The organism is Pedobacter sp. PLR (assembly GCF_026239675.1).
Classification (GTDB): Bacteria; Bacteroidota; Bacteroidia; order Sphingobacteriales; family Sphingobacteriaceae; genus Pedobacter.
In genome coordinates, this window is the sequence record NZ_JAPIVQ010000001.1 from 815809 (window position 1) to 829678 (window position 13870).

8 protein-coding genes are annotated in these 13870 nt (G+C 41.1%); all 8 read right to left on the reverse strand.

The features are described 5' to 3' along the window. Window positions 1–45: 45 nt before the first annotated feature. Window positions 46–891, reverse strand: a complete 846-nt coding sequence (locus tag OQX61_RS03355; protein WP_265840258.1) for a hypothetical protein — start codon at window positions 889–891, stop codon at window positions 46–48. A gap of 44 nt (window positions 892–935) precedes the next feature. Beyond that, complete coding sequence (locus OQX61_RS03360) at window positions 936–2492, reverse strand: RagB/SusD family nutrient uptake outer membrane protein (RefSeq protein WP_265840259.1); 1557 nt, start codon at window positions 2490–2492, stop codon at window positions 936–938. 11 nt (window positions 2493–2503) lie between these two features. Beyond that, window positions 2504–5692, reverse strand: a complete 3189-nt coding sequence (locus tag OQX61_RS03365) for a TonB-dependent receptor (RefSeq protein WP_265840260.1) — start codon at window positions 5690–5692, stop codon at window positions 2504–2506. Between the two features lie 236 nt (window positions 5693–5928). Continuing rightward, window positions 5929–6810: an AraC family transcriptional regulator gene (locus OQX61_RS03370; RefSeq protein ID WP_265840261.1), complete on the reverse strand. Its 882-nt coding sequence runs from the start codon at window positions 6808–6810 to the stop codon at window positions 5929–5931. A 294-nt stretch (window positions 6811–7104) separates the two neighbouring features. Continuing rightward, entirely contained in the window at window positions 7105–11178 is a 4074-nt protein-coding gene (locus OQX61_RS03375; protein ID WP_265840262.1) for a hybrid sensor histidine kinase/response regulator transcription factor, read from the reverse strand. A 210-nt stretch (window positions 11179–11388) separates the two neighbouring features. Beyond that, window positions 11389–12483 carry a hypothetical protein gene (locus OQX61_RS03380; protein ID WP_265840263.1) on the reverse strand — a complete coding sequence of 365 codons (1095 nt, stop codon included), beginning with the start codon at window positions 12481–12483 and terminating at the stop codon, window positions 11389–11391. Window positions 12484–12704: 221 nt separating this feature from the next. Continuing rightward, complete coding sequence (locus OQX61_RS03385; protein ID WP_265840264.1) at window positions 12705–12962, reverse strand: winged helix-turn-helix transcriptional regulator; 258 nt, start codon at window positions 12960–12962, stop codon at window positions 12705–12707. A gap of 114 nt (window positions 12963–13076) precedes the next feature. Then, window positions 13077–13832 (reverse strand): LytTR family DNA-binding domain-containing protein, encoded by a 756-nt coding sequence (locus OQX61_RS03390; RefSeq protein WP_265840265.1) that lies wholly within the window; start codon window positions 13830–13832, stop codon window positions 13077–13079. Window positions 13833–13870 lie beyond the last annotated feature (38 nt).

Consider the following 13870-nt stretch of genomic DNA (forward strand, 5'->3'; position numbering starts at 1 on the left):
GAGAAAAAGCGCAGTTTTCTCCTGATTTACAGGGGTAATTCTAAGCTATAAATAACTGTATCTAAAAGGGTATACCGTTGTTCCATACACATGTACCTGCCCGTTGGTGGCAATTTGTCCCGCAGAACGGTCAGAGTTGAAATCGTTAATTTTCAATGGCGTACCATCAGAGTAAACAATCTTCATATTGATTAAACCATCCGGATCAAAACCTGGCGCACCCTGTATAAAATTAGAAACTATAAGAAAGGTATTAGGAGCTGTCCCCGCAGGATTTGGGGTCGACTTAGTGACCATATAGCTCAACATAGATTCATCTTTTTTGGCCACAGATCCCGGAGGAAGCAAGGTTTGGAAAGTCGTATTCGTCGTAACGGCATTGTTAAAGCCATAGTCCCCCTGAAGGATCAGGTATAAAAAGTAATTTTTGACTGTTTCTTTAGAATAATCGCTCCATTTTGTTGCAGGACGGGTTTTTGGTCTGGCTGTAACAGGATCCATTATCGGAACACCATTTGCGTCTTTTAGTACAATCGGCACATCAAACCAAAACCCGCTTTTAGGCAGCTTCGTTTTGTCATCCAATACACGGATGGCATCATTGTGTAAAAAGAGGAATGTTCTGCCCGGCTTTTCGTACTCTGCAAGGTCTATTCCTGCATAGTCCAGTCCAAGCTTCATATATTTAAAAACCGTATCATTCAATTTGGTGGGAACAACTGCACGCGTCTCCAGGTACTGTCTGGCGGTCATGTAAAGGTTAGGATCTAACTCCTGTTTGATATACTCATGGTCTTTCTGTACATCCAGACCAAACATAGAGCAGGAAGAAAGGGCTGCTGAAACCAGCAGAAAAAAGGCACCCTTTTGTATATTTTTATATTTTTTCATTGCTATCAATTTAAACTGTGATTAATTCTTTGAAACGAGGAAAATTACTCGGAATAAGGCTGATTTTGAACCAATAAACTATTTGAGTTCAATACATTCCTGTTAATAGGCCAGAAATATCTACGCTTATCGGTGCCCCAGCCTACAGGCGTAGCCCCTTGTTCAATCTGACGGGTAATCAGGATTGGATCCATAAACTCGGCCACGCGGTCGGTACGGACAAGGTCAAACCAGCGTTTTCCCTCAGCAAATAATTCCAACTGACGCTCCTGTAAAATCGCTGTTTCCAGATCTTTAGCTGTAGGAAATTGATTCGCAGTATAAGCCACCAGACCGGCCCTGACATGAATCAGATTCAGATATTTCAAAGCATTTAACTGATCTCCGGTCTTGTTTAAGGCCTCAGCATACAATAAGTACTGGTCAGACAAACGGTACATTGGCAACAACACATTTAAAGTAGCTCCAAAAGTCCCGGCATAAGTATAAGCTCCTAAAAGGCCGGGCGTATATACTCCCGGGTACCATTTCCATGTCCTGTCTCTGGTTTTAGTATTGATGTCAAAGCTTTGTTTCACCCGGATATCAGTCGTACTTAAAGACCATTTGGTGAAAATCTCTTCAGAAATTCTATACGGTGTATTGTTAGGTGAAGTAGAAATACCAGCCATACAAGCGCAACCATTAGCCGCATAATCCCAATGGATATTCCAGATCGCTTCCACACTACTTGCCGGATTGACGAACATATCTTTCCAGGTAGCCGTTGGCTGCAGATCTGTCGCTGCACCACCTGAGCCAGTAACTGTAGCACCTGCGGCATTGTACACTTTCCCTGTTGGTCCTTTTGCAGCGAACAATCTCTTGCTCCAGATAATGGCATTTGGATAATCCTTTTTCCACATGTATACATCAGCCATCATCGCGCATACTGCTGCCTCACTAATGTAAAACACTTTGGCTGTGGCTCCTTTAGCCATCGTATTATAAGCCATTGTCAAATCTGATATCACCTGATTCAATACTTTTTCCTCTGAATCTCTCGCCTGTTCCGGATCGTCATAAATACTTTCGTAAGGCTCTGTTCTGATTGGAGCTCCTCCCCATACTCTGGCGATATAGAAATAAGACATGGCCCTCATCGCGTAACATTCCGCCATGTAGCTCTTTAAAGTAGCCGCAGGAAGTTCATTGGCTGAACCCGGCTGGGTATAAGTATTTACTTCAGGAAGCTTTTTGATCAACAGATTTGCACGTCCGATCACCTGATATAAAGGACTCCAGTCTCCCCATTCATTATTGGCGGTCAGCGTATTGAAATGCATTTCATTGTCTGCATTCTTAGAATAGGTTTTAAACCTTTCAAAATTGTCTGCTCTTGCATCTCCCCAATACGTGTATCGGTTAAAGAACTGCTTCTCACCGATCAGTAAACGTTGAAATCCACCGTACATACCGGCCATTCCCGCTTCCGCATCGAATCTGTTTTTGTAGAAATTCTCCAGGGTACCATCAGAAAGTGGTTTTTCATCCACCAGTTTCTTACAACCGGACGATACGATGCCCAGTCCTAAAAGTGTTATAAAAAATATCTTTTTCATGCTCGTAATCATTAAAATCCAATGTTAATACCTAAACCTAACTCTCTTCTTTTCGGATATTTTCCAGTATCATCTCCTGGCGTTAATGTGCTGGAGCTAAACTCCGGATCATAACCTGTGTAATTAGTCCAGGTAGCCAGGTTGGTACCATAGATATAGGCACTGATGTTTTTGGTAAAAACTCTTTTCGACATCGCCGGCGTAAAACGATAAGTAAATCTTGCGCTTGATAAACGAATAAAAGAGGCATTCTCCAGGAACATACTGTTACCATTTGCTTTCTGACTACCTCTGGTGTCTTTATCCGGGAAATATGGATAGGTAGCAATATCACCTTGTTTGGTCCATGCCCCATAAATCGCTTCTGGTAATGCTGGTCCGTTTGAAGAACTGTTATTGGTTAAACCTTGTTTAAGGGAATTGTAAACCTGGCCACCAATCGTTCCGTTAAAAATAAAGGACAGGGAGAATTGCTTATAGCTCAGGTTATTGATCAGGCCGAAGTAAAAATCAGGTTGTGCATTTCCAATCACATGACGATCTGCGTCATCGATTACCCCGTCATTATTAATATCCACCCACTCAGTGTCACCACCTTTCAGTTTTGCACCATTGGCCGACAAACTTTTTACTGTTCCGGTATAAGGCTGCCCGTTTAAGGTATAACCATCACACACTGAGGTCATGTAAGTTTTTCCTAAAGCGTCTACGGCTTCCACCACTCTAACATTTACAGGTTCTAATTTTATCCCGTCTGTGTTAAAAGCATTGGACACATCGTAGGGGAAAACCCCTTTATTTTTCCAGCCATAAAAGTCACCGATGTTACCACCTTCCTGAATCAGGTGTTTATTTCCGGCAATAAATTCCTGACCGTTATAAAGCTTTAGAATCTTTCCTTTTTCAAAAGTTAAGTTTCCGGTAACGCTCCAGGTGAATTTATCAGTTTTAATAGGAGTACCATTTAAGGCAAGTTCCAGTCCTTTATTCTCAATATTTCCAACATTCACTTTTACCGTATTGAATCCTGTTTCTTTAGGAATCTGACGGTCATACAATAAATCATTGGTCGTTTTAATATAATAATCGGCGCTCAGGTTCAATCGTCCTTTCATAAAGACAAGGTCCATTCCCAGATTCTGAGTCACCGTATTTTCCCATTTAATCGTTGGATTTCCAAAAGTTTCCATCAGAGAAGCACCGGCAACACCGCCATAACTATTACTACCGACTTCAATTCTTTGGATAGACTCATAGTTTCCACTGGCATCATTACCCACGGTACCATAACTCACCCTTAACTTCGCATCATCAAGGTATTTCTTAGCCCAGCCCATAAATTTCTCATCTGAGAATCTCCATGCCGCAGAGCCTGAAATAAAACTTCCTGACCTTCTGTCTCTACCAAATCTGGAAGAAGCATCATTTCTAAAAGTACCCTGAACAATATAACGGCCTTTGTAATTATAGCCCGGACGAAAAAAGAAGGAAGCTAAGGAGTAAGCAGTTGCACCTACCCTTTGTTTGGTCAGGTCTACCATATTGGCACCGGTCACAAAATGCACATCTTCCGCAATTAAATTCTTACCCTCCAGGTTCGTAAAATCAGAACGCGTTCTGTCCATACTAAAGCCGGCTAAACCAGTGATGGTATGGTCATTTCCGATAACTTTATTGTAGTTAAAGAAACCCTGAGTCTCATAATACACCCTTCTGGTCGTTCCGTTTCTGGCCAGATTTTCAATTCCGTTAGCACTTAAAAATCTAGGCATAAAATACACCGATTTTCCATCATCCAGCTGCGCATTAAAAGTCGCCGTGAAATTCAGGTCTTTGATAATGTCATACCTTAAAGAGTTCGAAATTTGCGCTTTATAAGTATCCTGGGTATTGTCTTCCAGCAACGCATTTGCGACGGGATTTCTTTTCGAATTCAGGTAACTGGTTAAAGTCCCGTCAGGGTAATAAATCCGGGCATAAGAAGGACGGTCGAATACTGGTTTTAAAGAGTTGTTAATGCTCGTAAAGTTTCCGGTCTGAAAGTAATAGGAAGCATTGGTAGCCCATTTCACTTTTGGTGATACCTGAAACTCCACATTAAATCTGGATTGCAACCTTTTAATCCAGGTATTCAGTGCGATACCCTGATCATCAAGGTAATTTCCGGATCCGTAATAAGTTATTCCTTTTTGTCCGCCGCTAACACTCAGCTTCACCTCATTACGGTGACCGGTGTTACCTAAAAGCATGTCCTGAAGGTCATTGTCTGAATTAAAACTTGGATTCAGGGAATCTACAAGACCACCTGCATTCCCGTTCGGGTTACCTGCCTGTAGTTTTCTGTAGTAACGCAATTCGGAAGCATTTGCCTGTGCAATTTTATGCGCCAGCTTACCAAAAACATGAGAATATTGTGCGTCGATCCTTGAATTTCCGTCTTGTCCTCTTTTAGTAGTAATCAAAATTACCCCATTGGCAGCCCTTGCACCATAAATAGCCGCAGATGCTGCATCTTTAAGCACTTCAATATTTTGAATATCACTTGGGTTAATGGTACTTCCATTGTCACTAATTACCCCGTCAATTACATATAAAGGATTGGAACCATTGCCATCTGTAGAAAACGTAGAAGCTCCCCTGATCTTAATAGAGCCTTCTGCTCCGGGTTCACCACCATCGTTCATCACCAGTACCCCTGCTGCCTGACCTTGTAAAGCATCAAAAAGGTTAATCGGCTGGCGTTCTTCGATATCCTTTGCATTCACAGAAGATATTGCCGCGGTAAGATCTCTTTTTTTGGTTTTCCCACCGTAACCGGTGACTACAATTTCATCGAGATCATTTAAGTTCTCTTTAAGGGAGACATTGATGGTCGTTTTTGTCCCTACCGGAATTTCCTGGGGGATAAAACCGATATAAGTAAAAACAAGGACTTGATTTGGACCGGTCAGGGAAACAGTGTATACACCATCACCGTTGGTGGAAGTGCCCACGGCCGTTCCTTTTATTTTCACACCTACACCCGGGAGCGGCACTCCCTTATCATCCTTCACCACGCCTTTTACTTTAATTGTTTGTGCAAATGCGGAAGGGGAAAACAACATCCCTATGGCTAGTAAAACGATTACGCCAACCTTCCTGATCGGGCACACTTTCCATTTGTCAGACAAATAGAGGTTCATAGTATAAATTTGATTCATACTTCAGTTTTAAAAATGAGTAAATACTTTAATTGATCTTCAGCTAATCAGACCGGGAATCCGGTAATCACACTGGTCAGGAGGAAGCAGCCATGTATCCCAGATGGCTCTTAGTGGTGGTGGTCATTTTCATACTTTTGGTTAGTTTAGTTTATTTTGGTTATTCTAAGGGACGAATTATTTTTCAGGAATCAGTCGGTCGGTTTGGCGTAGTTGTCAACAGAATTGGCTCGTCTTTAGTTGACATATTCCGTTACAAATTCCCGCTGATAACAGAGTGGACTTTTCCCGGTTACTTTCTTAAAACACTTATGGAAGCTGGCGAAATTATTAAAGCCACTATTGTAGCAGATTTGTTTAAGGTTGAGGTGTGCTTCTATTAAAAGCTTGCAGGCCTGCCCTACTTTGATCTCTGTCAGAAACTGAGAATAGGTTTTTCGGGTACGCGATTTAAAATAGCGGCAAAAAGAATTGGGGCTGATCTTTGCTACATCAGCAATTTCTTCCAGGCAGATCTTATTCCTGAAATTGGCATAGGTATATTCATAGATATCACTGATCCGGTCTTTCTCTACCTGCTCCAGGTCGTATTGAAATCCGACAGAAGCCAGGGTTTCCAGCTCGCCACATTTGGAGATTTCCAGTAGTGCCTGCATCAGCATGATGATTCTTTCTGTTCCCTCTGCTTCCAGCATCCTGCCGAGTAATGCAGCAACCTGCTCTTTGTTTTTTCCGGTAACCTTCACCCCTCTTCTCGATTTCTCCATCACATCTTTCAGCGCTTTGTTTTCCGGCAGGTTCAGAAAGAAATCTCCCCAAAGGTCTTCGCTAAAATGAGCAACTTTCACATCTGCTGTCCCGCTCTTTTCGCCACCTTCAAAATAGGCATCCTCAAATCTCCAGTAATGTGGAAGATGAGCGCCGACAAGAATAATGTCTCCGGAATTAAAAGACTGAATATTATCACCGATAAACTGGGTGCCTTTACCTTCATTAAAATAAATCAATTCCAGTTCCTGGTGGTAATGCCATTTGTTATTTACAAATGGTTCGACATCCTGTCTCACACTAAATGATTGAGCAGGAGCCATCGATACTTTTAGTAATTGTGCTTTCATAATCAATAGTTGTTTAGTTGAAATCCGAGAGAATTACCAGAACATTTATTCGAAACACAAGGGATACGATCATCTTATTACCGGAGTAAACTCCAGTATATACTAGCGGGGAGGAATCCTGGGAAACATTTCCATAGCTGGAAAATACAGGACAAGAAATCATGGAATACGCGTTCATCAGATCTTTGGTCTTACAGATAAATTATACTTGGTTTAGCTAAAGTACCGCTCCTGTATGGTTCTGAGGGGGGAAATTCTTAAGTATAAAGGGTGAAATTCTTAAATGACCAATAATTATTCTTCCAGTGCATAATCAGAAGGTGTTCTGCCAAACTGTTTCACAAACTCTTTGCTGAAATATTTAGGGTCACTAAAACCAACGAGATAGGCAATCTCATAGACGGTATATACCTTTTGCCGAAGGAGCTGGGCAGCCCTTTTCAGGCGGACAGATTTGATGAAATTATTAACGGTGAGACCGGTCAGCACTTTAATCTTTTTATAAAGGATTGGCGTACTCATCCCCAGGTCTGAAGCCAGGGTATTCACGCTAAACTCCGGTGTAGTAAAGTTGTTTTCAATCAGGGTCATCACCTTGTTCAGGAACTCTTCATCGGAAGACTCAATTAAAATATTAGCGGGTTGCAGGGTAATCTGCTGACTAAACTTCCGCCTCATATTTGCCTGAAGCAAGAGCAGGTTAGAAATGGTCAGTTGCAATCTACTGATGCTAAAAGGCTTGGTGAGGTAAGCCTCAGCACCGGTTTTCAGGCCATTCACCTCATGGATGTTTCCGGTTCTTGCGGTCAGCAAGATCACCGGAATATGGCTGGTCCTGACATCAGTTTTTAAGGTACGGCATAACTCCAGCCCGTCCATTACCGGCATCATCACATCACTCACAATCAGGTCCGGTATTTTTTCTATGGCTATCTGTACGCCCAGCTCCCCGTTTTCTGCTTCCAGAATCAGATAATACGGACGTAAGGACTGTACAATAAAATCCCTCACTTCATGGTTATCTTCTACGATCAAAATCGTAACCTGCTCATCTATCTCAGTGGCTTCTGATACCGGAACCAGAAGCATTAGATCCTCCACCGGGCTCTCCCCAACCAGGTAATGTGCTGGATTTTCACTATTCAGGAAATCCTGAACCAGTTCATCTTTTGAAAAATGTGCCTGCCCTAATTTCAACTTCAGACAGAAGCAGGTACGTATCTCCACTTCGGGAATATCTTTTTGATCTGCTAAAAACAACGTACCATGGTGCAGCTCCGCGATCTTCTTAGAAAGCGCCAGCCCTATCCCGGTCCCACTATTTCTGGATAGCGGATCTTTAATCTGATAGAAATTACTGAACAGCTTATCTCTGCTTTCTTCCGGAATCCCCTTCCCATTGTCGCAGGTATGGATTTCGACAAAGCCATCGGCTGTTTTTAAGACTGATAAACGGATCATCCCGCCGTCCGGTGTACATTTAAAGGCGTTGGACAATAGATTATACAGTACCTTTTCCAGCTGCTCATCGTCAAAATAGACCTCAATCTGCTCCTCTTCTGATAAGAACTGGTAATCGATATGTTGTTTAATGGCCAGATCTGTAAAAGAAAGATAAATCTCCTTAGCAAAGCTGACGATATTTCCAGGTACAATATTCAGACTTAGTTTTCCGGATTCTGCTTTTCTAAAATCCAGTAATTCATTCACCAATCTGGTTAATCGGCCTGCATTTCTTCTGACCGTCAACAGTTTCCTGTTCAGGGCCGGAGACTCCTGCGTCTCATTGATCAAGGTTTCTAAAGGCCCCTCGATCAAGGTAAGCGGCGTTCTGATCTCATGAGATACATTGGTAAAGAAGTCAAGTTTCATTTGATAAACGTCCTGCTCGCGTTTCAGGAGTGCTCTGATCCAAAGGAACCTGGAGAACAAAAACAACAGACCGGCAAAAGCCGACAAATAAATGAGGTAGGCCCACCAGGTTTTCCAGAAGGGCGGGTTCACATGGATCAGGAGCTTAGTAGGCACCGGATTCCAAACCCCGTCATTATTAGAACCGCGGATCAATAAAGTATAAGTGCCGGAAGGAAGATTGGTAAAGGTAGCCGAAGGACTACTCACATAATTCCAGTCCTTTTCAAAACCTTCCAGTTTATAGGCATATCTGTTCTTTTCCGATTTGATATAATTGAGGACGGCAAAATCTACCGTAAAAATATTCTGATGGTAAGAGAAAGTAATCTCTTTAGTCAGACTGATGTTCTCTTTCAGCAATTGTGTCTCATCATTGATCGCGATTGGTTTATTAAATAGGCGGAGCCGGGTAAACACCACTTTCGGCACCCTGTCGTTGTCTTTAATCTGATTCGGATAGAAGCTGACCAAACCATTAAATCCACCAAAGAAGAACTCACCTTTACTGTCTCTAAAGAAAGAGTTGTAATTGAACACATTCCCGGGAAGGCCATCCCTAACGGTATAAGTCTTAAAAGTCTTGCGGTCAAATTTCGACAAGCCATTGTCCGTACTGATCCAAAGATTGCCTTTATCGTCTTCCAGCATCCCCAGAATTACGTTGCTTGGTAAACCGTCTTCCTTTTTAAAGGAGCGGATGGTTTTATTTTGAGGCATATAACGGATCAATCCTGATTCATAGCCACCTAACCAGATGTAACCACGGGAATCTTCCTGCACAAAGTTGATGTCATTGAACGACATGCGCTCGTCATTGTTCTTAAACTTGCGGATCCTGGTCGAATTTGGCGCCAGAATATAGGTTCCTGAACTACAGCAAATCCAGATGTTATTTTTTGAATCCTGGAACAAACACCGCACTACTTTTAAATCATGTTTATCATGGTCGCCAAAAAATGGCGAGAAGTTATCTTTTTCCTCATTATAAAGGAAAAGACCATTGGCACGGGTACCGATCCAGAAACGCTGCTGCCGGTCGTGCAGTAAAGAAATAATCCGGCTGGAATTTAAAGCCGTAGGATCTGTAGGGTTTGCGGTATAATGCCTGAAGCTTTTAGTGGCCGGAAGGTATTGGTCCAGTCCGCCTTCATAAGTCCCCACCCATACCTTTCCTTTATGGTCAATAGAAACGGCTTTCACCAGGGTAGAACTCAGGGAAGAAGGATTTTCAGGATCATGACGGAAACTACTGAACTTCCCCGAAGCACGGTCGTAATAGTTTAGCCCCTCCGCTTCCGTCCCTATCCAAAGGTTCTTTTTTGAATCTTCCACAATAGAACTCACTACATTGCTGCTGAGCCCGTTTTTTCCGATTTTAGATTTATATTCCCTGAAAGGGGTAGAATTGACATGATATACATTTACACCGCCATAATAAGTGCCCACCCAGATTGAACCGGCGGCATCCTGCATCAGGTCGTAGATAGAATTCTGATTCAGACTGGAAGGGTCGTCAGGCAAGTGGTTTAAAACTTTAATAGCCTTCGTTTCCACATCGATGATATTGATACCGTTTAAGGTTGATACCCATAACTTCCCATCTTTGGCCAGCATCATTTTACGAATTACATTACTACTGATGCTATTCGGCTGCCCGTTCTTAAAACGGAAATGCGTAAAGCTTCCCTTCTCCCGATCCATGAGCTCGAGTCCGCTGTTATGTGTTCCGATCCATAAATTATGTTGATGATCTTCCAGAATTGAACTGATGTCGTTATCGCTCAGACTTCCCTGCCGCTTGCTATCATGTACATAGGAACGGCATACATATTTCCCGTTTTTAAAGTCCATGCGGGTTAGTCCCTGGATCGTACCAACCCACATGACGTTATTGTGATCCTGATAGACCGATTTAATCAAATGATGGATAGGTCCTTTTTGCGGATCATTAGAAGTCATGAAGCGTTCAAATTTATCCGGACTAACCAGCTTGTTCAAACCGCTGTCTGTCCCCACCCAGATAAAGCCCTGCCGGTCTTCATAAATACTCCTGATGATGTTATTACTCAGGCTATGCTTTTGTTTTGAGTGATATTGAAAGCGCTTAAAGGAATTGGTTTTAGGCAGATATAGGTTCAGCCCCTTTTGCGTTCCTACCCATACATTCCCCTTGCTATCGGTGAGCAGGGCATTGATATTCATGCTGCTCGTTAAAGAAGTGCTGTCTTTTTTATGGTATTTATAAACTTCGAAATTTTGTGTATTGAACTTATTTAGTCCGTCTTTGGTACCAAACCACATAAAGCCCAGACTGTCCTGGGTAATGGATAAAACACTGCTTTGCGACAGTCCGTTTTCTACCGTCAGGTGATTAAAGCTAATGCTTTTTTGTTGCGCCGTAGTCCCGATATAGGAGAACAGCAAGGCCAGAAGCAATAGTTTATAGTGGTTCATTTTTTTATTCTTATACAATATTCTGCTGCGTAGCGCAGTATATTGTAATATTTGGTCGGGGGTAAAAGTATATAAAAAATATCTTCCCTACCAAAAACCTCAGGAATTATTGATTCAGCCAGTTTTTAGAGTTTTTCTCTATTGCTCTTTTGGTTCGTGATATATTTTCTTTTAGCAAGAAAGCACTTCATTTTTTTAATTCTAACAAGATCAGTATACGTTTTTCAACTCGTTTACATGGTTTAATTGCTTTAAAATAGCTCCCGGCAATGGGTGTTTTTTTATTTCTTCTGTCCAATACTGAGCATTGTAAAAACTTTTATCAATATCCACGTTGCTTTTGGATTTCAGGGGCTTAATGCCATTGTAATTTATTTTGGTATCAAAAAATATCTCTGTAACCGTTTCTACTTCATTGCTTTTACCCTTTACATTGGTCTTCTCCAATATCTTCTTATTAGAAAAAAGGTATGTTGGGTGTCTGGTACCATTTGTCGTTGTCCATTTTTCAATATTTTTTGATTTCCCTGAGATCTTCCACCTTAAAGCTATTTTTATTGCCTCTTCTCCTTCAAAATTATTAGTAACATTAATCTCAATTGGAAGATTTTCCTTGTCAAGTACAGCGTAGCCTACATTCTTTTCCTCATCATAAACATCGTACAAGCTATCTTTAAGATTTTTTATATTATACCAGCTCCAACTACTAGAAATTCTATCACCGTTAGGTACGTCGTCATTAAAAAAACCATCTTTAAATGAAACGCTAACTATTTTTGACTTTGTTTTTATGCTATCAATCTTAAAGTTCCTGAATGCTTTTACATACTTATTCTTTTGTGTACGAAAAGGTTGTTTCACATCTTCAAATGAGATTTTATAATCTGTTATAGCATCTCCATATCTTACAAGCTTATTATTCACCAATTTCCAGCTACGTATATAAGCACTTAGGAAGTAATAATCGTTAATGCGCTTAGCTGTCACTTCAACAGGATTTAATTGAATAACTTTGTTTTTCTCCAGGTAAATAACACCCGTTAATGTAACGAGCGGCACTTCAACAGACTGGTATTCTACGTTGTATAGTATTATTTTTTTCATTTCTAATTCACCAAATAACGATTTATCAAAAATAAATTCTCCTTTTTTATTGGTCCCACCGATTAGACTCCCCGTCTCGGTAAATATTGATATTCCGTTGATGGGCTTTTTATCTGCTTTATCCAGAATAATAATCCTGGTGCTTTGAGCAAAGGAGAAATAGGAACTTAATATAAGAATTGAAAAAAAAAGATATCTCATGAGAGGGCGTGTGTTAATTCCAGTAGTTGTCTCAAAAAAAAGAAGATAGCTACATATTGGTTCAATTTCACTAAACTAAACCTATAAGATTAACTTTGCAATATTAGTTCCAACTTAAATAATGTAATGCTAAAAAACAACTACCCTCGTTTTGTTTTTTGGAGATTGCGTAACCTATTGCTTTGCGATAACTCCTATTGATTCAGTCAGTTTTTAAAGTTTTATTTTAGAATATGCCATTGACCTCTTGTACCTCCAAGACGGGTAATATATCCTTTAACTTTTAAAAGTTCTATATGCATTTGAGCTGCTGAAACATTAATATCCAATAGTTTGGCCAAGTCTCTTTTGGTAAGTTTACTATTTTCCTTTAGCAAAATAAGCACTTCATTTTGTCTTTGGGTTAAATCTAAGATTGGACCACCTTTAACTAAACCATCATCAACAACATTAACTTCTGGATTTATAGGAAAGGACATTCTTAAAAAGTTCTCTTTTATTTTAAGCTGATTACTATCACTGTCTACAATCCCATCCCCCCTAAAACAAGAGTTTATGATTATTGCAGGTAATAAATTGCTTTTGTGGTAGCTCTATTGATTCAGCCAGTTTTTAAAGGCTTCTGCCCTTTCCTCACTTACCACAACTTCAAGACCTTCTACCGGTGCCGGTTCCAGTACAATCCTTACCCTGTTTCTGGAAAGTTTGTACATCTCCCGAACGGCTTTGATATTGATGATAAATTTGCGGTTGATGCGGAAAAAGTCGGAGCTGTCCAGTTGGGGTTCCAGACTGCCAATTGTTTCTTCTATGATGTAATTCTGTTTGTCGTTGGTTACCAGGAACAGGTATTTACCTTCTGCCATAAAGTAAGCCACATCCTCAGACTGTACCGTCTTGATCAGCTTACCTAATTTCACCATGAAACGGTTACGGATTTTTGGCGCAGGGCCTTGCGTTTGATAACTGAATTGCGGAAGACCAATTTCGGAGATCTTACGAATCCCTTTCAATTTTGCCAATGACGCAGCCACATCCTCTTCATCAAAAGGTTTGAGCAGGTAATCGATGCCTTGATTTTTAAAAGCTTTGAGGGTGTACTGGTCGTAAGCTGTGGTGAAGATCACCGGACAGTCTACTTCGACCTGTTCAAAGATCTGGAAGCTTTCGCCATCCCCCAGGTGGATGTCCATAAACAAGAGGTCAGGGGTATTGTTGCTGAGCCATGCTACTGCTGCTTCCACAGTTGCCAGGGTAGCCATTACTTCAATATCCGGATTTAACTGGCCCAGTATTTTGCGTAAGGTAACTGCTGCCAATTCTTCATCCTCAATAATTGCTACTTTCATCCTCTTCTTGCTTGGCTGCAAAAGTAAAAAAAAACTCC